General features: G+C 70.7%; 19 protein-coding genes. 14 read left to right on the top strand and 5 right to left on the bottom strand.

Going from position 1 to position 22,918, the window contains the following annotated elements; all coding sequences use genetic code 11:
• Positions 1-5 precede the first annotated feature (5 nt).
• The 6 genes from ACFSKW_RS13930 (at position 6) to ACFSKW_RS13905 (ending at position 10,651) form a co-directional block, all read left to right on the top strand.
• Entirely contained in the window at positions 6-3,287 is a 3,282-nt protein-coding gene (locus ACFSKW_RS13930) for a TIM-barrel domain-containing protein (RefSeq protein WP_379572638.1), read from the top strand.
• Positions 3,284-6,112: a TIM-barrel domain-containing protein gene (locus ACFSKW_RS13925; RefSeq protein ID WP_379572637.1), complete on the top strand. Its 2,829-nt coding sequence runs from the start codon at positions 3,284-3,286 to the stop codon at positions 6,110-6,112. Before ACFSKW_RS13930 ends, ACFSKW_RS13925 begins: the two co-directional genes overlap by 4 nt.
• A 419-nt stretch (positions 6,113-6,531) precedes the next feature.
• Entirely contained in the window at positions 6,532-7,974 is a 1,443-nt protein-coding gene (locus tag ACFSKW_RS13920; protein ID WP_379572636.1) for a serine/threonine-protein kinase, read from the top strand.
• Positions 7,975-8,646: 672 nt separating this feature from the next.
• Positions 8,647-9,609, top strand: coding sequence for a hypothetical protein (locus ACFSKW_RS13915; RefSeq protein ID WP_379572635.1), 963 nt, complete (start codon positions 8,647-8,649; stop codon positions 9,607-9,609).
• A gap of 9 nt (positions 9,610-9,618) precedes the next feature.
• Positions 9,619-10,440 carry a GNAT family N-acetyltransferase gene (locus tag ACFSKW_RS13910; protein ID WP_379572634.1) on the top strand — a complete coding sequence of 274 codons (822 nt, stop codon included), beginning with the start codon at positions 9,619-9,621 and terminating at the stop codon, positions 10,438-10,440.
• 4 nt (positions 10,441-10,444) lie between these two features.
• Positions 10,445-10,651 carry an FmdB family zinc ribbon protein gene (locus ACFSKW_RS13905; protein WP_379572633.1) on the top strand — a complete coding sequence of 69 codons (207 nt, stop codon included), beginning with the start codon at positions 10,445-10,447 and terminating at the stop codon, positions 10,649-10,651.
• A gap of 76 nt (positions 10,652-10,727) precedes the next feature.
• On the opposite strand, the gene ACFSKW_RS13900 is transcribed toward ACFSKW_RS13905, so the two are convergent.
• Positions 10,728-11,672, bottom strand: coding sequence for a serine hydrolase (locus ACFSKW_RS13900; RefSeq protein ID WP_379572632.1), 945 nt, complete (start codon positions 11,670-11,672; stop codon positions 10,728-10,730).
• Between the two features lie 454 nt (positions 11,673-12,126).
• Between ACFSKW_RS13900 and ACFSKW_RS13895 the strand changes: the two genes are divergently transcribed.
• Both ACFSKW_RS13895 and ACFSKW_RS13890 read left to right on the top strand, forming a co-directional pair.
• Positions 12,127-12,579 carry a DUF418 domain-containing protein gene (locus tag ACFSKW_RS13895; protein WP_379572631.1) on the top strand — a complete coding sequence of 151 codons (453 nt, stop codon included), beginning with the start codon at positions 12,127-12,129 and terminating at the stop codon, positions 12,577-12,579.
• A 19-nt stretch (positions 12,580-12,598) separates the two neighbouring features.
• Positions 12,599-13,015 carry a DUF418 domain-containing protein gene (locus ACFSKW_RS13890; protein ID WP_379572679.1) on the top strand — a complete coding sequence of 139 codons (417 nt, stop codon included), beginning with the start codon at positions 12,599-12,601 and terminating at the stop codon, positions 13,013-13,015.
• Here the strand turns inward: ACFSKW_RS13890 and ACFSKW_RS13885 are convergent.
• The 3 genes from ACFSKW_RS13885 to ACFSKW_RS13875 form a co-directional block, all read right to left on the bottom strand.
• Positions 12,930-13,415: a helix-turn-helix transcriptional regulator gene (locus tag ACFSKW_RS13885; RefSeq protein ID WP_379572630.1), complete on the bottom strand. Its 486-nt coding sequence runs from the start codon at positions 13,413-13,415 to the stop codon at positions 12,930-12,932. The two genes, ACFSKW_RS13890 and ACFSKW_RS13885, sit on opposite strands and share 86 nt — an antisense overlap.
• Positions 13,416-13,684: 269 nt before the next feature.
• Positions 13,685-15,523, bottom strand: coding sequence for a dihydroxy-acid dehydratase (gene ilvD / locus ACFSKW_RS13880; RefSeq protein ID WP_379572629.1), 1,839 nt, complete (start codon positions 15,521-15,523; stop codon positions 13,685-13,687).
• A gap of 152 nt (positions 15,524-15,675) precedes the next feature.
• The gene (locus ACFSKW_RS13875; protein ID WP_379572628.1) at positions 15,676-16,452 is read right to left on the bottom strand and encodes a nuclease-related domain-containing protein; all 777 of its coding nucleotides are present in this window, start codon (positions 16,450-16,452) and stop codon (positions 15,676-15,678) included.
• Between the two features lie 194 nt (positions 16,453-16,646).
• Between ACFSKW_RS13875 and ACFSKW_RS13870 the strand changes: the two genes are divergently transcribed.
• Genes ACFSKW_RS13870 through ACFSKW_RS13860 form a run of 3 tightly spaced genes read left to right on the top strand, consistent with a single transcriptional unit; the run spans position 16,647 to position 18,744 of the window.
• Positions 16,647-18,047: an amidase gene (locus ACFSKW_RS13870; protein ID WP_379572627.1), complete on the top strand. Its 1,401-nt coding sequence runs from the start codon at positions 16,647-16,649 to the stop codon at positions 18,045-18,047.
• A 41-nt stretch (positions 18,048-18,088) separates the two neighbouring features.
• Positions 18,089-18,379, top strand: coding sequence for a hypothetical protein (locus ACFSKW_RS13865; protein ID WP_379572626.1), 291 nt, complete (start codon positions 18,089-18,091; stop codon positions 18,377-18,379).
• 5 nt (positions 18,380-18,384) lie between these two features.
• Positions 18,385-18,744 carry a TPM domain-containing protein gene (locus ACFSKW_RS13860; protein WP_379572625.1) on the top strand — a complete coding sequence of 120 codons (360 nt, stop codon included), beginning with the start codon at positions 18,385-18,387 and terminating at the stop codon, positions 18,742-18,744.
• Between the two features lie 9 nt (positions 18,745-18,753).
• On the opposite strand, the gene ACFSKW_RS13855 is transcribed toward ACFSKW_RS13860, so the two are convergent.
• Positions 18,754-19,263 carry an HNH endonuclease gene (locus tag ACFSKW_RS13855; protein ID WP_358135577.1) on the bottom strand — a complete coding sequence of 170 codons (510 nt, stop codon included), beginning with the start codon at positions 19,261-19,263 and terminating at the stop codon, positions 18,754-18,756.
• 254 nt (positions 19,264-19,517) lie between these two features.
• Between ACFSKW_RS13855 and ACFSKW_RS13850 the strand changes: the two genes are divergently transcribed.
• The 3 genes from ACFSKW_RS13850 to ACFSKW_RS13840 all read left to right on the top strand — a co-directional run bounded on the left by ACFSKW_RS13850 (position 19,518) and on the right by ACFSKW_RS13840 (position 22,902).
• Entirely contained in the window at positions 19,518-21,554 is a 2,037-nt protein-coding gene (locus ACFSKW_RS13850; protein WP_379572624.1) for a prolyl oligopeptidase family serine peptidase, read from the top strand.
• 191 nt (positions 21,555-21,745) lie between these two features.
• Positions 21,746-22,573, top strand: coding sequence for a helix-turn-helix domain-containing protein (locus ACFSKW_RS13845; protein WP_379572623.1), 828 nt, complete (start codon positions 21,746-21,748; stop codon positions 22,571-22,573).
• Positions 22,570-22,902 (top strand): VOC family protein, encoded by a 333-nt coding sequence (locus ACFSKW_RS13840; protein ID WP_379572622.1) that lies wholly within the window; start codon positions 22,570-22,572, stop codon positions 22,900-22,902. The genes ACFSKW_RS13845 and ACFSKW_RS13840 overlap by 4 nt, the downstream gene beginning before the upstream one ends.
• Positions 22,903-22,918 lie beyond the last annotated feature (16 nt).

Genomic DNA, 22,918 nt, shown 5'->3' with positions numbered 1-22,918 from the left:
CACTCATGGCCGAGCTCGCCGAGGTCATCGAGAAACACAGCACCTGGTTACGGTCGGGCGTCATCGTCGCTGTGACCGTCCTGCTGGCCTCCCTCGTCGCCGCTCCCGCCTACGCGCTGGACGGCGTCTACCACCAACCGACCGGAATCGACGACCTCTACTCGGCCGAGCCGACCGAACGCTCCCCCCGCGACCCCATGGCGGGGGAGAACGTCCAGATCAACGCCACCACCTGGCCGATCGAGCCTGGTCAGACCGTCTGGGTCACGTGGACGAAGAACGGGGTGAACCAGACCCCCGTCGGCGCGGCGTGGGATCACAACAACGGCAACAACAGCTACTGGAAGATCAACCTGGGGTCCTTCGCCAGGGGCGACCAGATCAGCTACACCGTGAACGCGGACGTGAACGGGGGCGGGCAGAGGAGCACGGGCCCGTTCGCGTTCACGGTCACCTCGTGGAGCACGGTGACGAACGTGACGGGCTTCACGAACAACGGCACATCAGTGGATGTCACGACCGGTGATAGCTCGGGGTCGTTCACGCCGAAGATTCGGTTCGCCTTCCCCGCGCTCGACCGTTTCAGGACGCAGATCGCACCCGCGGGCTCCGGCCTCGCCATCTCGGGCGTGTCCGGCTACACGGTGTCGGACTCGGCGGGCACGCTGACGATCTCCACGAGCTCGCTCGTCCTGAAGATCCAGAAGTCACCGTACCGGCTGTCAATCTACAAGGGCGACGGCACGACCCTGATCACCAGGCAGGACAGCACGAACAACATCCGCTGGGCCAGTGACGGCGCCACCACCGTCACCAAGATCGAGGACAACTACGCCTCTCCCGCGGGAGAGCGGTTCGAGGGGTACGGCGAGCGCTACGACCGGCTCGACCAGCGCGGCACCAGCGTGCACAACTACGTCTACAACCAGTACAGGGACCAGGGCGCGACCCGCCGCACCTACCTGTCGGTCCCGTTCTTCACCAACTCGGCCGGCTACGGCATCTATCTGCCCAGCACCCGCTACGCCCTGTTCACCCCTGGCGACAGGGCCGGCTTCGCCGTGGACACCGGCGGCGCGCTCGCCTCCACCCTCGACTACCACTTCTTCGCCGGAACCCCCGCGAAGATCGTCGACGACTACACCGCGGTCACGGGACGCCCCCAGCTGCCGCCGAAGTGGGCCTTCGGCGTGTGGATGTCGGCCAACGAGTGGAACACCCAGGCGGAGGTCACCGCCGAGCTGGCCAACGCGAGCACGCACAAGATCCCGCACACGGCGATGGTGCTGGAGCAGTGGAGCGACGAGGCGACCTTCTACGTCTGGCACGGCGCGACCTACACGCCCACGTCCGGCAGCGGGAAGCTGGCGTACTCGAACCTGACCTTCCCCGCCGGCACGGCATGGCAGAACCCGAAGGCGATGGTCGCCGACGCGCACAGCAAGGGGATCAAGATGATCCTCTGGCAGATCCCCGTGCTGAAGGAGAACTTCGACGCCAACCCGCCGACGGCCCCCCAGCAGCACCTCAACGACAAGGCGTACGCCGAGGCCCAGGGCTACGTCGTGAAGAACCCCACCAACGGGCCCTACCGCATCCCCACGGGCCAGTGGTTCGGCGACAGCATGGTGCCCGACTTCACCAGCACGGCGGCCACCAACTGGTGGATGAGCAAGCGCGACTACCTCATGGACGAGGTCGGGGTCGACGGCTTCAAGACCGACGGCAGCGAGGCGATCTTCGGTAGGGGCGTGAAGTTCGCCGACGGCCGCAAGGGCGACGAGATGCACAACGCCTACCCCAACAGCTACACCAAGGCCTACAACACCTACGTCAAGGGCAAGAACGCGCAGAACACGATCTTCAGCAGGGCGGGGACCTCGGGCGCCCAGACGAGTTCGATCTTCTGGGCGGGCGACCAGAACTCGAGCTTCTCCGCCTTCCAGGAGGCCGTGCGGGCACAGCTGTCGGCGGGCCAGTCGGGCGTGCCGTACACGGCGTGGGACCTGGCGGGCTTCACCGGCGACTTCCCCAGCGCCGAGCTGTACCTGCGCTCGGCGGCCCAGGCGACCTTCTCGCCGATCATGCAGTACCACTCGGAGAAGTCCAACCCCTCCGCCTCGGAGGCGCGCACGCCCTGGAACGTCCAGGCGCGCACCGGCGACACCTCCGTGATACCGGCGTTCAGGAAGTTCGCCAACGTCCGGATGAACCTGATCCCCTACCTCTACACCGAGGCGAAGGCGAGCTCGGCGACGGGCGTGCCGATGATGAGGGCGATGAGCTTCGCCTTCCCCGGTGACGCGACGGCGGCGCCGCTCGACCAGCAGTACCTGTTCGGTTCGCAGCTGCTGGTGGCGCCGATCACCACGCAGGGGGCGACTTCCAAGAGCGTCTACCTGCCCGCGGGCGAGTGGTACGACCTGTGGAACGGCGGCAGGTTCACCGGGCCGGGCACGAAGACCTACAACGCGGGCCTGGACACGATCCCCGTCTACGCCAGACCCGGAGCGATCATCCCGCTCAACCTCAACGCCGACTACCAGCTCGGCGGCGAGATCGGCAACAGCGTCACCTCCTACACCAACCTCGTCTTCCGGATCTATCCGGCGGGCAACAGCTCCTACGCCTACTTCGAGGACTCCGCGGGCGCCAGCCGTACCGTCTCCTCGGCGGAGGACTGGGGCGCGCACCAGGTGGCGGTGACCGTACCGGCGCTGACCACGACGTCGACGCTGCAGGTGGCCTCCACCAAGCCCACCTCGGTGACCGGCGCCACGGCGCGGGCCACACTGGCCGATCTGAAGTCGGCGGCCGAGGGCTGGTGGTGGGATCCGGCGCAGCAGCTCACCCACGTGAAGCTCGCCGGCGGCGCCGCCAACAGGACCGTGACGCTCAACGGCGTCGACAAGGCGGGCTACGAGGCGGAGTTCGCCACCGGCACCGGCACCTCCACCAACACCGACCACCCCGGCTACACGGGGACCGGGTTCGTCGACCAGTTCTCGGCCTCGGGCGACGCCGTCACCTTCCAGGTGAAGGCTGACGCGGCCGGCGGGCACCAGCTCAAGCTCCGCTACGCCAACGGCGCGGCCACGGCCGCCTCGGTCACGGTCACCGTCGACGGCGTCTCGGCGGGCACGCTCTCGCTCCCGTCCACCGCCAACTGGGACACGTGGGGGACGGCGACGCTCACCACGTCACTGGCCGCGGGCGCGCGATCCATCAAGATCTCGTACGCCGGCGGCGGGGTCAACCTCGACAACCTGGTGGTGGCGCGGCCATGAGACGAGCACTCGTGATGGCGTTCGCGCTGATCGTTCCCCTGCTGGTCGCGCTGCCCGCGCAGGCGGCCGTGCAGCGGGTGCAGTTCACGAGCGGGTCGACCTATCTCGTCGTGGAGTTCCTCGACGACGACCTGGTCCACTTCGAGCTGGCAGACGGCACCGCTCCCGGCACGGGGGCGGCGCTGTTCACCACGCCCCAGGTGGCCAAGAAGGACTACACGGGGCCGACCAGCTTCAACCAGACGGGCAACACGCTGACCACCGCCTCGATGAAGGTCGAGGTGACGGCGGGCACGCTGTGCGTGAAGGTGTCCGACCCCACGCGGCTGCTGTACGAGGCGTGCCCGCGCAACCTCTCGCAGGCGTGGAAGGGCCTGACGATCACCAAGGGCTCGATCCAGAACGCCTACGGGCTCGGCGAGCAGTTCTTCATGGGCGGCAGCGCCGACGGCGACTGGGTGGGGCGCACCCGCACCCCCGGCGGCCAGTACGGCAACGCCATGGCCTACGACACCGACAACGGACCGGTCGGCAACGCCCAGATCCCCGTCCTGTTCGCGGTGGGGGCGGCCAACCTCAACTACGGCCTCTTCCTCGATCAGGTCTACAAGCAGGAGTGGAACCTCACCGGCGACCCGTGGACCGTCGACACGTGGGGCGACCAGCTCCGCTGGTACACGATGACCGGGCCCGACCTGCCCGACCTGCGCAAGGACTACATGGAGCTGACCGGAAGGCCGCCCGTGCCGCCGAAGAAGGCGTTCGGGATGTGGGTCTCGGAGTTCGGCTACGACAACTGGGCGGAGATCGACAACCGGCTGTCGGGCCTGCGCGCGGGCACGTTCCCCGTCGACGGGTTCGTGCTGGACCTGCCATGGTTCGGCGGGGTGACGGCGGGCTCCGACAACACCCGGATGGGGTCGCTGTCGTGGGACACCGCGGCCTTCCCCAACCCCTCGGCCACCATCGCGTCCCTGGCCTCGAACGAGGGTGTGGGGCTGATGACGATCGAGGAGTCGTACATCGGCAAGAACCGGCCCGAACACGCGGACATGGCCTCCCGCGGCTACCTCAACAGGGCGGGATGCTCCTCGTGCGCGCCCGTCTACCTGACCACCAACGACTGGTGGGGCCGCGGCGGCATGATCGACTGGACGCAGGACGCCGCCGGCGACTACTGGCACGCCACCAAGCGCCGGCCCCTCGCCGACCAGGGTGTCATGGGCCACTGGCTCGACCTCGGCGAGCCCGAGATGTACGACGGCTCCGACTGGACCTCGGGCGTGCTGCCCGGCAAGCACGCCCACGCCGACTACCACAACGTCTACAACCTCAAGTGGGCCGAGAGCATCGCCCGCGGCTACGCCTCCGGCACGAAAAGGCCGTTCATGCTGGCCCGTTCGGGCGCGGGCGGCATGCAGCGGTACGGCGTGGCGATGTGGTCGGCCGACATCGGCTCCAAGCTGACGGCGCTGGCCCAGCAGCAGAATGTCCAGATGCACCTGTCGATGTCCGGGATCGACTACTTCGGCTCCGACATCGGCGGTTTCAGGCGGGAGATGCTCAACTCCGACCTGAACGAGCTTTACACCCAGTGGTTCGCCAACGGCGCCTGGTTCGAGGTGCCGATCAGGCCGCACACGGAGAACCTGTGCAACTGCGCGCAGACCTCCCCCGACAAGATCGGCCACACCGCGAGCAACCTGGCCAACCTGCGGCAGCGGTACGAGCTGACGCCGTACTACTACTCGCTGGCGCACAGGGCCGCCGCGTTCGGCGAGCCGGTCGTGCCGCCCCTGGCCTACTACCACCAGAACGACCTGAACGTGCGCGAGATGGGGCACGAGAAGCTCATCGGCAAGGACCTGCTGGTGGGCGTGGTCGCGGCGGCCAACGAGCGCAAGCGCAACATGTACCTGCCCGCGGGCACCTGGTACGACTACGCCACCAACGAGAAGCTGACGAGCACCGGGCAGTGGTTCAACGACCGGCCGCTGTGGGTGAACGGCTCGTTCAGGCTGCCGGCCTTCGCCCGCGCGGGGGCGATCATCCCCAAGATGTTCGTGGACGACAAGACCATGAACGTGATGGGCAAGCGGACCGACTCGACGACGAGGAACGAGCTGGTCGCCCGCGTGTACGCGGCCCCGGCCTCCTCGTCCTTCACCCTCTACGAGGACGACGGGACCTCCACCGCCTACCAGGGCGGGGCCGTCCGGACGACCCTGCTCAGCCAGCAGCTCAGCGGATCGACGGCCACGGTCACCGTCGCCGCCTCCAGCGGCACCTACACCGGCGCGCCCGCGAGCCGGGCGAACGTCGTGGAACTCGTCGCGGACACGCAGGCGTCGGCGGTGACGCTCAACGGGACGGCGCTCACCCAGCACGCCACCAAGGCGGCCTTCGACGCCGCCGCCAGCGGCTGGTACAACGCGGGCGGCAACCTCATCGTGGCCAAGTCCGCCTCGCTCGGCGTGACCACGGCGAAGACGTTCGCGTTCACGCTCGGGCAGGCGCCGGTGTCCGTCACCTTCTCGTGCGCGAACGGCACGACCACCGCGGGCCAGTCGGTGTACGCCGTGGGAAGCGTGCCGCAGCTCGGCGGCTGGTCGGTGGCCAGCGCGGTGAAGCTGTCGCCGACGGCGTACCCGACGTGGACGGGCACGATCGGCTCGTTGCCGCCGAACACGGCGGTCGAGTGGAAGTGCGTCAAACGGAAGGAGGCGAACTTCCCCGACACCGCCGACGCGTGGCAGCCGGGCGCGAACAGCACGTTCACCACGCCCGCGTCGGGAACCGGCGGCACGACCACCGGCTCCTTCTGACCGGCCGCACGTTGTGGCGGGCGCTCCCACCGGGGGCGCCCGCCCCCTTCGTTCCCGCCTTCCCCGCACGCTTCGGCCGCCCGCCCCCGGACGCGGACCACTTTCGCCCGCCCGCCCCCGGACGCGGATCGGGTTCGTCCGCCCCAGGACGCGGACCACGTTCGCCCGCCCGCCCCTGAACGCGGATCGCGTTCGCCCGCTCGCATCCGGACGCGGACCGCCCGGAGGCTCCCCTTGCCGGTACCCCAGCCGCTTCGCCGCGAGACCTCCTTCGGCCGTCCGGCGCGCGCGTGAACGGAGTGCGGGCGGTGCGGTTCGAGGGGTTATGCGGAGAACCTCCCGACACACCGCCGACCTGGCCCCCTACCCCGTCGGCTGTTTCCCCGATGGCGCGGGACCTGCGGTGTTAGCCTCGACAGGTGCTCGACTCGGGGACCACGCTCAACGATCGCTACCGCCTCATCTCCAGGCTGGGTGGTGGCGGCATGGGCGAGGTCTGGCGTGCCGACGACGCGGTGCTCGGCCGTACCGTCGCGGTGAAGGTCCTGCTGCCCGCCCTCATGGAGGACCCGCGCTTCGCCCAGCGCTTCCAGAACGAGGCCAGGGCGATGGCCACACTCACCCATCCCGGCGTCGTCGACGTCTACGACTGCGGCGCCTGCGAGCTCGGCGACGGGCGCAGGGTCTCCTTCCTGGTGATGGAGTTCGTCGACGGGGAGTCGCTCGACCGGCTGCTGCGCCGTTCGGCGCTCACGGCCGAGGAGACGATGCGCCTGGTCGCCGAGGTGGCCGACGCGCTGGCCGCCGCCCACGAGCACGGCATCGTGCACCGCGACGTCAAGCCGGCCAACCTCATGATCAAGGCTGACGGCAGCGTCACCCTCACCGACTTCGGCATCGCGCACTCGGCGTCGGGCGGGCAGCTGACCGTGACGGGCACCGTCATGTGCTCGGCGGGCTACTGCGCCCCCGAGCAGGCCTCGGCGGGCGACATCACCCCCGCGGTCGACGTCTACGCGCTCGGGGTGGTCGCCTACCAGTGCCTGACCGGCAAGCTGCCCTTCGACGGCGAGACGCCCGTCCAGATCATCTTCAAGCACCTCAGGGCGGCCGTTCCGCCGCTTCCCTACGACGTTCCCCCGGGGCCGCGGTCCCTGGTCGCCTGGGCGCTGGAGAAGGATCCCGCCATGCGCTGGTCCTCGGCGGCCGACATGGCGGCCGCCGCCAGGCACGCCGCCGCCCACCCGATGGACGACCTCACCCCTGTGACCGACCGCGAGACGGCCGCTGAGCGGTCCGCCTCCTCCGCCGACAGCGTGGCGTCGCAGGAGGGCGAGCCCGGCGTGGAACGGGTCGCCGAGCCCGTCACCATGCCCGCCGACCGGCAGCGCCGCGGTCGCAGGCGGGCGCTGCTGATGGCTGGCGCCACCATGGCCGCCCTCGTGGCGACGCTGGCGGCCGTCGGGTGGCCGTGGTTCCAGCAGCCCGTCCCCGTCAGCGGCGTGCAGCAGGAGCTGCCCGTGCCGGCACCGGTCGAGGGACGCACGGTGCAGGCGCGCGTGCCGGGCAAACAGGAGCAGGGACACACCCCGGTGGTCGGCGGCAAGACCAGAGCCACGCCCAGCCCCGACCAGGCGGCCACCGTCCCCCCACCCACGACACCGCCGACCGTCCCCGTCACGCCCCCGGTCACCCCTCCCACCGAGCCGACCCATGAACCGAGCGCAGAGCCTTCACAGGAGCCGACGACACCGCCCGGGCCGCAGGAGCCGACCACCGAGCCGACCGTCGACCCGCCCACCCCCGACCCGCAGACGGGGCCTGGCGGCGACGTCCAGTGCATCAAGGCCCCCTGCCCGTAGCCGCCGACCCACATCTCGCGCTCCGACGCCACCGCCGACGACACCTGAGCGAACCCCTGGCACATCGGCCCGCACAACCCGAGCCCACACAACCCGAGCCCACACAACCCGAGCCCGCACAGTCCGAGCCCACACAACCCGAGCCAGCCCCACCCGAGGCCGCGCAGACCGAGCCCGCGCAACCCGAGCCAGCCCCACCCGAGGCCGCGCAGACCGAGCCGGCGCCACCCCGGACCGCATCACCCGAGGCCTCGCCACCCGCGCCCGCACAACCCCGGACCGCACGACCCGAGGTGGGGCGCCCCCGCGGCGGAGTGCCCTGAGGCGAGGCGATCCCGGGGCGGTAGAGCCCTTTCGAGGGGACACCCGGGTCGGAGCCGGGTCGCCGGGTGTTGTCCCCGGAGTTCGCAGCGGGCCCAGCGGGCCGGAACCGCGGAGCGTGGGGCCGGACGTCACGGTGCTCGGCAGGACCCGTCACCCCGGGGAGAACGGGCAACCGCGGATGCGGGCGGCGAGGCCTGCGGAGTCCAGAAGGCGCGTCCCGAAGGCCGGGAGACAGCGGTTTCCCGGGGGTTGGTGTGGAGGCCGGCGGCAGGTTGGTGTTGTGTGGGTGGCGTGGGTCCCAGCACCCTCCCCCACACCACACCGAACGACACATGAGAGAGTGATCACGTGGAAACGACTCGTGATCTGCTCGTCGCGCTGGCCAATCGATACGCGTTCGCCGATCTCGGCGCGTTGGCCCCGACCGAGGAGATCGCCGAGGTCTGCGAGTTCGGCCAGCGGTTGCTCTCGCTGGACGCCGAGGACTTCGCGGTGGGCGCGCCCGCCGTACCGAGCGATCTGCGGCGCAGAGCCCGTGACTGCCACATGCCGCAGACGCCGCGCGAGCAGCCGAGAGGCGCGCTGGAGTCGCTGCGGCCCGCCTATGGCCTGCTGCTGGAGGTCATCGCGATCAGGTGGTTCCGTCGCGAGCTGAGCCCGATGATCGCGGCCGTGCACATCGCCAGCGAGTACCTGCCGCTGCTGGCGTTCGAGCCGCACCTCGGCCACGCGGGCGATCCGGCGCGCTGGCCGGAGGGGCTGAGCGCGCCCGGCAGCAGGTTCGGCGTGATCGGCGACAGGGAGTGCGACCACACCAAGTCTGAGCAGTCGGCGACGAACAGGACGCTGCGGGTGGCCAGCGAGCCGCCAGAGGGCTGGCGGGCCTACTTCGACAGGCAGCACAGCCAGGTCGCCGGCGCTCTGGCGGTCTGCGTGGCGACCTGCCGCAATCCTTGCTCGGCGATGGACTGGATCGCTCCGGAGGCTCGCGAGGACCTGCACGTGCGGGCCCGCACCGCGCTGGCGTTCGCGGAGACCCCGCTGGTACGGCTGCGCCACGCGGCGCCCGTCGGCCACGGTTTCGGCGTTCCCTCGCCCGAGGAGGTGCTCGACGCGTGGGAGCGCAGCAGGCTGGCGCTGGACAAGAACGAGGTGGGCTCGAAGGCGCTGGTCGACGACGGTTTCCCGATCCCCGGCCTGCCTTCGCTGGTCTCGGCCGTGGCGGGGACGCACCTGGAACCCTCCACGCTCCTGCACGACGTCAGCGCGCATGTCGCGAGCCTGCTAGTCGCGCAGGGCGATCTGGCATGATTCCTGATCGTGTGGACCTTCTCCCCTGACGCGGCGGAGTTCGCCGCGCACGCTGAGGCCTTCCTGGGAACGGATCCGGCGGCCAACACCGTGCCGCTCACCGTGCTCGCCGGGTTGCGCGACGGCATGCCCGGCGACGACGCCTCCTTCGGCTGGTGGAGCGAGGACGGCGAGGTCAAGGGAGCGGTCTTCCGCACGCCTCCCCGGCCCTTCTATCTGGCTCCCATGCCGATCGCCGCGGTGCGACCGCTGGTCGACGAGCTGCGCGTGCGCGGCGTCGGAACGCCGGAGATCTCAGGACCCGTCGACGTGGTCGACGCGTTCATCGCCGCGGCGGGCGCGACCCCTTCGCGCCGCAGGCCTGAGCGCCTCTACCGGCTCGGCACGCTCGAGGCTCCCGCCGTGGCCGGCAAGGGCCGCCGCGCGACCATGGGCGACTTCCCGCTGGTGATGAACTGGTTCGACGCCTTCGCCACCGAAGTGGGCCTGCACGGCGACGGCGACACGGCCGAACTGGCCCAGCGCCGCATCGCGCGGGGCGACATCATTCTCTGGGTGGACGGCGACGTGCCCGTCGCGCTCGCGGGCATCTCGCCCGAGGCGGCGGGGATGTGCAGGATCGGGCCCGTCTACACGCCGCCGTCGAGCCGACGTCGCGGGTACGGCGCCGCCGTGACCGCCTACGCCAGTCGGCTCGCGCTCGCCGAGCGCTGCACGATGACGGTGCTGTTCACCGACCTGAACAATCCCACCAGCAACGCCATCTACCAGAGCATCGGCTACCAACCGGTGTCCGACTATGCCCACGTGGTGCTCGAACCCGTACCCTAGGTCCATGCCGCGTTACGACTTCCGCTGCCGCGCCTGCGGTTCCACGTTCGAGCTGACCCGTCCGATGTCGGCCTCCGGTGACCCCGCGGCCTGCCCTGAGGGCCACACCGACACGGTGAAGCTGCTGTCGACGGTCGCCGTGACGGGCAACGCCTCCGCGCCCTCGGGCGGCGGTGGCGGCGGATGCTGCGGCGGCGGCTGCTGCTCCTGATCCGCGAGGCGGGATGACGCGGCGGTCTCGCCGTTGATCAAGCCCCGCCCGTTGACGACGTTCGTGGGCGATGCAGCTAGCCCGCGAAGGCGCGGCCTGCCGTCAGGGTGCGCGCGGACGACGGGCCTGCGCCGGTGAACGCGCGGACGGCCAGCCTGGCCGCCCGCTCGACCGTCTCGATGCCCGCCCCCATGTCGGGGCTGCGCTCGGACAGCACCGACACGAACAGTTCGTGGCCGGGCAGCGCGAGCCTTCCGACGCTGTTGATCGTCCACAGGCCGTCGTGCGCCCGGACGGGCAGCCAGCCGTTCTTCAGCGCCACCTGACCCTGTCCTGCCGCCGCGCTGACGCCCCAGGCCTGCTCGGGCGTGACGGACGACATGAGCCCGAGCGCGTATCGCTGGTGGCGGGCCGTGAGCGGGCCCGCGGGGTCGGTCAGGCGCTCGAGCACCTTCACCTGGTCGGACGGCCTGCTGAGGGTCTCGCCCCAGCTGTATCCCGGCACGGTGTGGGTGATGCCGAGCTCGCGTAGGACGTCGCTCAGTCCCTCCGGCCCGCCGATGGCGGTGAAGAGCCGCTGGGCGCTGGCGTTGTCGCTGTTTTTGATCATCAGGGCGGCGTGCCGCCGCTCCTGCTCTGTCAGGCTTCGTGCCTCGCTCTGCGCGCGCAGCAGCAGCGCGAGCAGGATGTCCACCTTCGCCACACTGGCCAGCATGAATGGGTCCTGCTGGCGGAAGGTGTAGCGGACGTTCTCGGTCCTGTCGTGGACGGCCACCGCGAACCGCCCGGGACGGCCGGCGAGATAGGCCGCGAGCGCGCGGTCCAGCCGCCGCCGCGTCTCGGCGGGCAGACCCGCCGGCGGAGCCGATCGTCCCACGGCCACGAACGGGTCGCGTTCCCCTCCATCGGGCTCGGACCCCGCCGCCCGGTGCTCAGGCGCTGACGGTGCCGCGTCCGCGTGTGCGCACCCGACCGTGACGATCGCCAGTACCGCGACGAGCGCGATCCCCCGAAAACGCATGCAGCGGAGCCTGCCAGCCGTCCGGTAAGCACGGAGGCCGCCGAAGGTCAAGCGTCCATCAGTATTGCGCCTGGGGTACCGGGCCGGACTCCGGCCTGGTCCTCTCGGAGGAGCCGCGGATCGGGAGGCGAGGCGATCCGCGCCGGGCCCTGCGTACCTAGCGTCGATGCCATGGACTCGATCACCGCGCCGCCCGTGCGGCGCCTGGCGGCCCTGGACACGCTGCGGGGCTTCGCCCTGGGCGGCATCCTGATGGTCAACATGCTCGGCATGGCGTTCATGACCGGCCCGCCGGACTCGGCCGCCAAGAACCTCGTGCACCTGGTGTTCGAGGGCAAGTTCTACGTGCTGTTCTCGTTCCTGTTCGGCTACTCCTTCACGATGCAGTTACGCGCCGCGAGCAGGGGACGGCGCCGGCGCCGTCGCCAGGACGCTGCGCCGCTGCCTGGCGCTGATGGTGCTCGGCGCACTGCATCTGGTCTTCCTGTGGCTGGGCGACATCCTCCTGGCGTACGGCGTCGCCGGCCTCGTGCTGCTGCTCCTGCACCCGCTCAGGTCGAGGACGGCGTCGGTCGTCGGCGCGGTCATGCTCGGCCTGCTCAGCGCCCTCATCATGGTGACCGCGGGCGGCGACCAGGCGCCGCCGGTGGACGCGGCGGGGCTGGCCCGCCTCCTCGACGACTACCGAAGCTCCTTCCTCGAGGCCGCGCAGGCCAGGATCGAGGTGTACGGCCTGATCGGCGGCGTCACCTCGACCCTGCTCAGTGCGCTGATGGTGGTGCCGCCCTGTTCGGGCTGGCGGCGGGCAGGAGCGGGCTGCTGGAGGAGCCGGAGCGGTACGCCCACCTGCTGCCCCGCGTCCAGCTCTTCGGCTTCGGTCTCGGCGGCACGGCGACGGTCGCCGTGAACGTCGCGGGACGGGCACGCTGCCGGACGGTGTCGTCGACGGCGTCGCCCTACTCGCCTCCCCGCTGCTGGCCGCCGGCTACGCCGCCACCGTGCTGCGGCTGAGCCGCGCCGACGCGTGGTTCGGCCCCGCCGGCAGGATCGCCGCGTCCAACTACATCGGGCAGTCGCTGATCACGGCGATCCTGTTCACCGGGCTCGGCTTCGGCCTTGCCGAGAAGGTGCCGGTCTGGGGCACGCTGGTGATCGCTCTGGCCATCTACGTGACGCAGCTGGCCGTGAGCGCCTGGTGGACCAGACGGCACCGCTACGGCCCGGTCGAGTGGCTCCTGCGGACGGTCACCTACGGGGTCAGGCGGCCTTCCTCCGCTGGAACGGCAGGAACCGATCGGCCAGGTGGGGGCGGGCGGGAGTCAGCGTCGGCTCAACCGCGATGATGCGGTCGAACCTGAACGCCCTGATCGCGCGGCGCATCCTGCACACACCGACCAGGTACCAGAATTCGCGGTGGACCAGGCAGGTCACGGGGTCGACGTCGCGGATCGTGACGTGACCCCCCGCGTCGCGGTAGTGGATACGGATCACGAGCCTGCTGGTGATCGCCTCGGCGATCACCCTGGCCCTGGAGGCCACCTCCACGGGCAGCGGGTCGGTGAGCGTCGCCAGCGTGGTGGCGACGACGTCGTCGTCGAGCTCCAGGTGCTCGAACGCGTGGCGCAGGCCGCGTCGGGCGGTGACGGCCTGCGGGCCCGCTCCCAGGTGCGCCAGGGAGAGGGCGAGGGCGGCGATCTCGGCGGTCGTCAGTGGTCGCGTGGGGGACTTCACGACTGTCGTCATACCCATAGAGTACGGCCTCGCACCGACAATTTTCGAAAGAGTGTGCGCCTACCGACGTGGTTCCAGCACCTCGGCGAGCACATCCATCGCGGGTATCGCAGCCGTGAACGACTCCCTCTGCGCGGGGCCGAGATCAGGGCCGCGCCGCCCATCGGAAGCTCCTGGCCTTCGGGCGGAACCGAAGGAAGGAGCCGGCGGCCCCGGAGAAGACGCACGGCCCGCGTCCCTGGGGCGGGACGCGGGCCGTGCGGAATCAGCGAATCGGCGAATCAGCGGGACAGCTGGGACAGGTCGCGAGAGGCACCCGTGGAGGCGGAGGTCGTCATCGCCGCGTAGGCCTGCAACGCCACGCTCACCTGGCGCTGCCGATCGCGCGGCCGGTAGCCGCCCAGGTCGGCCAGCAGCCGCTCGCGCCGCTCGGCCAGCTCGGCCTCCGGCACGCGCAGCTCCAGCACCCTGTTCGGGATGTCGATCTCGATGAGGTCGCCGTCCTCGACGAGCGCGATCGTGCCGCCCTCGGCCGCCTCGGGCGAGGCGTGACCGATGGACAGACCCGAGGTGCCGCCGGAGAAGCGCCCGTCGGTCACCAGCGCGCAGGCCTTGCCGAGCCCCTTGCCCTTGAGGAAGGAGGTCGGGTAGAGCATCTCCTGCATGCCAGGGCCGCCCTTTGGGCCCTCGTAGCGGATGACGACGACGTCGCCCTCCTTGACCCTGCCGCCGAGGATGCCGTCGACGGCCTCCTCCTGCGACTCGAACACCACGGCGGGCCCGGTGAACTTCCAGATCGACTCGTCGACGCCCGCGGTCTTCACCACCGCGCCGTCGCGCGAGATGTTGCCGTAGAGGACGGCCAGGCCGCCGTCCTTGCTGTAGGCGTGCGCCAGGTCGCGGATGCAGCCCTCCGCCCTGTCGATGTCGAGGTCGTCCCAGCGGTTGTCCTGCGAGTACGGCTTGACCGTGCGGACGTTGCCCGGCGCGGCGTGCCACAGTTCCACGGCCTCGGGGAGCACCTTCTCCGAGGAGGGGTCCCACGCGGCGATGACCTCGCCGAGCGTGCCGCCGTTGACGGTGTGCACGTCACGGTGCAGCAGGCCCGCCCTGTCGAGCTGGCCCAGGATGCCCGGGATGCCGCCGGCGCGGTGGACGTCCTCGATGTGGTACTTGTTCGTGGCCGGCGCGACCTTGCACAGGCACGGCACCCGCAACGAGATCTCGTTGATCTCCTTGAGGCCGAAGTCGACCTGCGCCTCGCGGGCGGCGGCCAGGATGTGCAGGATCGTGTTGGTCGAGCCGCCCATCGCCACGTCGAGCGTCATCGCGTTCTCGAAGGAGTCCTTGGTGGCGATCGAGCGCGGCAGCACCGTCTCGTCGTCGTCCTCGTAGTAGCGCTTGGCGATCTCGACCACGCGCCGGCCCGCGTCCTCGAACAGCGTCTTGCGCGCCTTGTGCGTGGCCAGGATCGTGCCGTTGCCGGGCAGCGCCAGGCCGATGGCCTCGGCCAGGCAGTTCATGGAGTTGGCGGTGAACATGCCCGAGCACGAACCGCAGGTCGGGCAGGCGTTCTCCTCCATCTCCAGCAGTTCCTCGTCGGAGACGGAGGCGTCGGCCGCGGCGATCATCGGGTCGACCAGGTCGAGCTTGCGTCCCGGCGTCTTGCCGGCCTCCATCGGCCCGCCCGAGACGAAGATCGTCGGGATGTTCAGCCTGAAGGCGGCGAGCAGCATCCCCGGGGTGATCTTGTCGCAGTTGGAGACGCAGATCAGGGCGTCGGCGCAGTGCGCGTTCACCATGTACTCCACCGCGTCGGCGATCAGCTCGCGACTGGGCAGGGAGTACAGCATTCCGCCGTGGCCCATCGCGATGCCGTCGTCGACGGCGATCGTGTTGAACTCGCGCGGGATCGCTCCGGCCTCCCTGATCGCGCCGGCGACGAGATCGCCCACCTCGCGCAGGTGCACGTGCCCCGGCACGAACTGGGTGAAGCTGTTGGCGACCGCGATGATGGGCTTGCCGAAGTCACTGCCGGCTACGCCCGTCGCCCGGAGCAGGGCCCGGGCGCCGACCATGTTCCTGCCGTGCGTGACCGTACGAGACCTGAGGGCGGGCATGAGCGCATCTCCCATCATGAGCGAGTCTTCACATCGTACGACCCTCGCTCGGTGGCTGAGACATGTGTCCACGAGGCGGACGACGTCCCGGCGCATGCGAAAGCCGCCGCACCCGGGGCGCGGCGGCTTGTGCGGAACGGACGACGGTGCCGCTAACCCTCGCCGTAGCGGGGCGGGAGCACCTGGGCGGCGATCTCGTAGAGCCGCTCGATCTCGGCGTCGGTGAGCGCGCGCTCGCGTTTGGTGATCCACTTGCGCGCCCTGGCGCCCTCGTAGACGTCCACGTCGCGGATCGTCATGATCTTCCAGGGGACGGGCGGGCCGTAGATCGCCAGCGACGCCACGACGGTGACCTCGCGGCCGTAGGCCTTGCTGATCAGCTCGCTGGCCTGCGTCGCCTCCCACCTGGCCTCGGTGAGGCGCGGTTTCATGTCGAAGGGGCCGTGGAAGAGCTTCTTGCCCATCTGCACGCGCACCGGCAGGCGTTTGTCCCATTTCTCCGAGTCGACCGCGTAGACGCCCGTGGGGCCGATGACCAGGTGGTCGATCTGCGCCTCACTGCCCGGGATCGCCCTGGCGTGGAGCGTGCGGTAGCCGCTGCGCTCCAGCCGCTTCAGCTGCGCCTCGGTCTTCCGCTCGGCGACCGACGAGCGCCGCCACGCGGGGACCGTCGAGTGCGACTTGGCGCGGTAGATCGTGTCGGCGATCGCGGCGAGCACGGCCGCGGTGATCCCCACGCGCACGTCGGAGACGAGGAAGCCCACCACGACACCGACGGCGACGGCGATCAGGACGCGCGTGCGCAGGTGCCGGTACCTGGGCTGTTGGAGCAGGCTGAGCAGGGAAGCGCGTTCGACGGGAGCGTACGTTGACGTGGGTGCGGAGTGTTCGGGGGCGGCGCCCTCGTCCTCGGCAGGCCTGTCACTCACCCAGATCGGTGACGTAGTGTTACCGTCTTCTCGCTGCTTAGCGGAGTCCACGCTACAAACGGTAGCCGAGCCATAGGCCGGTGCCTACTGTTGGCGCGTCCATAGTTTTATGGCCCACGTCACCGCGTTTGTGACCCCAATTCGGGGTATCTACATCTTTTCTTCTCTAGACAACTCTGCCTACTCTGCGGTTCGTGGCGCACATACATGATCTCACCGCTCTTGAGCAGGCGGAAGCTGTCCGGCGCCGGGAAATCTCACCAGTTGAGATCACCGAGCACTACCTCGACCGCATCGAACGGATCGACCCGCAGGTCGGCGCCTACGTCACCGTGACGGCCGAGCGCGCGCTCGCGCAGGCGCGCGAGCTCACCGACCCGCACGGCCCCCTGTACGGCGTGCCGATCCCCGTCAAGGACCTCAACCTGGTCAAGGACGTGCCGATCCGGTTCGGCTCGGCGACGTACGAGGGCTTCGTCGCGCCCGTCGACGACACGGTGGTGGAGCGGCTGCGCGACGCCGGCACCGTCATGCTGGGCAAGACGGCGACGCCCGAGTTCGGCCTGCCGTGCTACACCGAGACGTCGGTGTCGCCGCCCAGCCGTACGCCGTGGGACCTCTCGCGCTCGGCGGGCGGGTCGAGCGGGGGCGCCGCGGCCGCGGTGGCGGCCGGTCTGGCGCCGGCGGCGCAGGGCAGCGACGGCGCGGGCTCCATCAGGATCCCCTCCTCGGTGTGCGGGCTGTTCGGCATCAAGCCGACCAGGGGCCGCATCAGCTTCGCGCCGATCATCCCCGATCTGGCGGGCCTGTCCACCAACGGGCCGATCGCCAGGACCGTCGCCGACGCCGCGGCGCTGCTGGACGTGATGGCGCACAACAACCCCGGCGACCTCTACCTCGCGCCTCCGCACGAGGGGACGTTCCTCGAGTGCGCTGCGCGGGAGCCTGGCCGCCTGCGGATCGCGCGCTACGCCACGCCCGTCGTGGACGGCGCGGAGGTCCATCCCGACGTGCTGGCGGCCTACGAGGAGGCGAGCAAGACGCTGGAGGAGCTCGGGCACGAGGTCGTCGACATCGCCTCGCCGTTCGGCCCCGACCTGGTGCCGCAGTTCGTCACGATGTGGTTCGCCTTCGCGTGCATGCATCCCGTCGCGCTCGACCGGCAGGACCGGCTGCGCCCGCTGACCGCGTGGCTGCGCGAGCGCGGCTTCGCCGTGCCGGCTCCGACGTTCCTGCAGGCGCAGTCGTCGCTGCAACTGGCCACGCGCATGGCGCTGATGGCGACCGACCCCTACGACGCGGTGCTCACGCCCACGGTCACGCGGCCGCCCGTGCCCGTCGGATGGTTCGAGGACGCCGGCGACCCCGAGGAGACCTTCGAACGCATGAAGCGCTTCGCGCCCTTCCCGCCGATCTACAACGTGAGCGGCCAGCCCGCCGTCAACCTCCCGCTGCACTGGAACGCCGACGGCCTGCCGATCGGCGTCATGCTGGCGGGGCGGGTGGGCGGCGAGGGCACGCTGATCTCGCTGTCGGCACAGGTCGAGGCGGCAAGGGGCGGATTCTGGGGCGACAGGAGACCGCCCGTGTGGTGAGGGGTCTGGCCGGGGCGTCCGCTCGGGTCTACGGTCATGGTGTGGACAGCGCGCTGGAGATCTTCGGCTTTCTCATCGGAACCTCGCTCGGGCTGTTTCTCCTCATCAGTCTGGTGGTTCTGCTCCCGGCCAGAACGGCGGAAAAGGACGACGCGCCAGGCGTCGTGTGGCTGGGCGGCCCCCAGCACAGCGAGCACGGGGTCAGCACCTCCGCGCTGGTGCTGGCCGACCACAGGGCACCGTGGGCACCCGCCCCTGAGGTCGACTGGCTGCGCGCGGCGCAGACCGCCGAGCCAGGCGGCCGGCTCGGCGGCGCCTCGGCGGGGTGGTGAAGGCCATGCGTGCTCTCACCGCGGCCCAGGCCGACGACGTCCGCGCGGCTCTCGTGTCCGCCGAACGGCGCAGCGGGCTGCGCTTCGGCGCCTTCCTCGGCACCCCTGTCGGCGGCAGGCGCCACTTCGCCGAACGGCTGCACGCCGCCTTGGGCGCGGAGTCGCCCGACGCGGTGCTCCTCTTCGTCGACGCCGTGGGCCGCGCCCTGGAGATCGTCACAGGCGAGAACGCCAGGCGCCGGCTGTCCGACGGGTCGTGCCGCCTGACGGCGATGTCGATGGCCACCGCCTTCAGCGCCGGCGACCTCGTCGGTGGCCTGCTCTACGGGATCAACTCCCTCGCCGAGCAGGCCACGCGACAATAGAACGGCGGGCTAGGCCGCCGTCTCCGACAGGTAGGGCGCCCACTGGGGATCGCCGACGAGCTGGGCGCCGATGAGCCGCCAATGGGCGCCCCTTGGCACCGCCGGGGCGACGCGCAGCGTCCACCCCAGCTCCTCCAGGTACTTGTCGGCCTTCCTGTGGTTGCACGGCATGCAGGAGGCGACGCAGTTCTCCCACGTGTGCGTGCCGCCCCGCGAGCGCGGGATGACGTGGTCGATGGTCTCGGCCCGCTGGCCGCAGTAGGCGCAGCGGAAGTCGTCGCGGCGCATGAGCGCCGCACGCGTCAGGGGGATGCGGGACCGGTAGGGAATGCGGACATATCTTCGGAGTCTGATCACCGATGGGACGTCGACCGTGCAGGTCGCGGAGCGCAGGACCGCTCCCCTGCCGTCACGGTGGACGACGTCGGCCTTCTCCCTGAGCACGAGCACGACGGCTCGGTGCAGCGAAAGCGTGGTCAGTGGCTCGTAGGTGGCGTTGAGCAGGAGTACTTGGCGCATCAGGGGGCCACCCCCCGACGCACGGGTATCAGAGGGGCCATGGCCCCTGTTGGCGGTCCCTCCTGGGACCCGGTCGCTTCCGTCACGTGGACCTCCGCCGGACGGTCCAACGGATGGTCACCACGGCACCGTCCTTCACCAAGTCTGGCGTTTACGGCATGTCCCCGCCACCCATTACTGATGACCATAGGGACACGCGATGTCATTTATGCCCGTTCGACCTCGGCTTTACGCGTCACAGGTAGGGTTCAGGCATGTATCCAGCCGCTCGCCGAGACGAGATCGTCGAGAACCTGCACGGCACGCCCGTGCCCGACCCCTACCGCTGGCTCGAGGACTCCGACGACCCGGAGGTGAAGGGCTGGCTGCTGGCGCAGGAGGAGCTCTTCCAGGCCCAGGCGGAGCCGCGAAGGTTCAAGGAGCGGATCGCCGAGCTGTTGCGGTCGGGCTCGGTGGGTGTGCCCGTCTGGCGCGGCGAGCGTCACTTCTTCTCCCGCCGCACCCCCGACCAGGAGCACGCCGTCTACTACGTCGTCGACGCCGACGGCACCGAGCGCGCGCTCATCGACCCGATGGCCATCGACTCCTCGGGGCTGACCACCCTCGACGCCGTGCAGCCCGACAAGGAGGGGCGCCTGCTGGCGTACCAGATCTCGGTCGGCGGCGACGAGGAGTCCTCGCTCTACATCATCGACGTGGCGACAGGGACCAGGGTCGAGGGCCCGATCGACCGGTGCCGCTACTCGCCCGTCGCCTGGCTGCCGGGTGGCGAGGCCTACTACTACGTGCGCCGCCTGCCGAGCACCGAGGTGCCCGAGGGCGAGTCGCAGTTCCACCGTCGCGTCTACCTGCACCGCGTCGGCACCTCCACGGAGGACGACGTGATGATCTTCGGCGACGGCATGAAGATGACCAACTACTACGGGGTGTCGGTCTCCCGCGACGGCCGCTGGCTGCAGATCTCCGCCTCCGAGGGCACCGCTCCGCGCAACGACCTGTGGATCGCGGACCTGTCCGCCTCCCCCGCCGAGCGCCCCGCGCTGACCGTGGTCCAGGAGGGCGTCGACGCGCAGACCGGGCTGGTCTTCGGGCGCGACGGGCGTATCTACGTCCACACCGACCGCGACGCGTCGCGCGCGCGGGTCTGCGTGGCCGACCCCGCCGACCCGTCGGCGTGGACCGACCTCATCCCCGAGGACCCCGAGGCGGTGCTCACCGACTTCGCCATCCTCGACGACCTCGAGCGGCCGGTCATGCTGGTCGGCTGGACCCGCCACGCGCTCAGCGAGATCAGCCTCCACTCCCTGGACAGCGGCGAGAGGATCGGCGAGGTGCCCACACCGGGCCTCGGCACGATCGGCGGGATCTCCGAGCGGCCCGAGGGCGGCCACGAGGCGTGGTTCGGCTACACCGACAACACCACGCCGCCGACCATCCAGCGCTACGACGCGCTCACGGGAGAGACCACGCTGTGGGCCGCCTCTCCTGGCGCTGTCGAGGTGCCCCCCGTCAAGACCTCGCAGGTGGTCTACCAGTCCAAGGACGGGACGCCCGTCCACATGCTGGTGATCGAGCCCGTCGACCGCGAGGGGCCGCGCCCGACGATCCTGAACGGCTACGGCGGCTTCGGCATCTCCATGACGCCCGGCTACTCCGCCTCCGTCCTGGCCTGGGTCGAGGCAGGCGGCGTCTACGCGATCGCGGGCCTGCGCGGCGGCGGCGAGGAGGGCGAGGACTGGCACCGCGCCGGCATGCTCGCCAACAAGCAGAACGTCTTCGACGACTTCCACTCCGCCGCCGAGCACCTGATCGCCACCGGCGTCACCACCTCCTCGCACCTGGCCATCTCGGGCGGCTCCAACGGCGGCCTGCTGGTCGGCGCCGCCCTCACCCAGCGGCCCGACCTCTACGCGGCCGTCGCCTGCTCCGCTCCGCTGCTCGACATGATCCGCTACGAGCTGTTCGGCCTCGGCGCGACGTGGAACGTCGAGTACGGTTCGGCGGAGGAGCCCACGCAGTTCCCGTGGCTGTGGGCGTACTCGCCGTACCACCACGTGCGCGAGGACGTGTCGTATCCCGCGACGCTGTTCACGGTCTTCCAGTCCGACACGCGGGTGCACCCGCTGCACGCGTGGAAGATGTGCGCGGCACTGCAGCACGCGCAGGCGGGCGACGCCCCGATCGTGCTGCGCAACGAGACCGAGGTCGGGCACGGGGCCCGCTCGGTGAGCCGCACGGTCGACCTGGCCGCCGACCAGCTCACCTTCCTGGCCAGGCACACCGGCCTCTGACGGTCCTCTCTCCGGTGGACGGGATCTCCGGTGGTCCCGTCCACTGGTCCCGTCCACCGTGGCCCCGTCCACTGTGCCCCCGTCCTCGTCCGAGGGCTTCTCGGCTTCGGTCCCGCCCGTCGGGGCGGTCTCTGGCGGGCCGTCCGGGGTTCCTTCCTGCCGCGTCCGCGGGTGGCGGGTATCGTCAGGGGATGGGGTCGACGGCGGCCGACCGGCCCGCACACGCGCCGGGACTCAGCATGACCCGGCGCACGCCGGGACCCGCCCTGCGCCCCTACGTCACCAGCCTGTGCGCCTACAGGGAGCACTACGACCGCCCCGTCATCCGCACCGAGGTGGCGCTGCCGGGTGCGGTGCTCATCCTCGCCTTCGGCGCACCCATGGAGGTCGGCGGCACGCGGCTCACCTCGTTCACCGGCGGCCTCGGCGACCGCTACACGGTGACCCGCATGTCGGCCCCTACCGAGGGCGTGGAGGTCCTGCTCACCCCGTTCGGCGCCCGCCGGCTGTTCGGCGTCCCGATGAACGAGCTGGCGAACCTGGTGGCTCCGGTCGACGACCTGCTGCCCGGCTGGGGTTCCGTGGCGGTCGCCAGGCTCGGCGAGCTCACCTCGTGGCAGGACCGGCTGACGGCCGCGGAGTCGCTGCTCGCCGCCCGCATCCTGCCCGCACCCCCGCCCGACCCGCGCGTGGTGTGGGCGTGGGACCGGCTGGTCGAGTCGTCGGGGTCGGTCAGCGTGGCGTGGCTGGCGGGTTCGCTCGGCTGGAGCCACCGCCACCTCGTCTCCCGCTTCCACGACCACGTGGGACTGACCCCGAAGGCCTCGGCCAGGGTGATCCGCTTCGACCGGGCCATGAGCCTGCTCCGCTCGGGCGCGGACCTGGCGGACGTGGCGACGGCGTGCGGCTTCTACGACCAGCCGCACATGAACCGCGAGTTCCGCGCGATGGCGGGCACCACGCCAGGTCAGATTCGTCCAAGACCGCAGGCGGTCCACGGCGCAGACTCGGACTCATGAAACGAACCGTTTTCGCGCTGGCCCGCTACCAGGACGTCCTGGCCGCGGCCGAGTTCCTGAGCACCGCCTTCGGGTTCGTCCCGCACGAGGTGGCGAAGAACCACGTCGAGATGCTCGTCGGCGACGACATGATCATGCTCGGCGAGGGCAAGGCGGGCGGGCCCGGCATCTACGTCGCCGTCGACGACCCCGACACGCACCACGACAAGGCGGTGGCGGCCGGAGCCGTCGTCACCATGGGGCTGGTGGACCAGCCCTACGGATCGAGGGAGTACGCGTGCAAGGACCCCGAGGGCAACCTCTGGTTCTTCGGCACGTACCGGCCCTGATCCCCGCCGCGTCCGC

Origin of the sequence: Nonomuraea mangrovi (genome assembly GCF_042681425.1) — a bacterium.
Taxonomy (GTDB): domain Bacteria; phylum Actinomycetota; class Actinomycetes; order Streptosporangiales; family Streptosporangiaceae; genus Nonomuraea; species Nonomuraea mangrovi.
The sequence above is the reverse complement of the archived record's forward strand: the minus strand, read 5'-3'. Positions and strand labels throughout refer to the sequence as shown.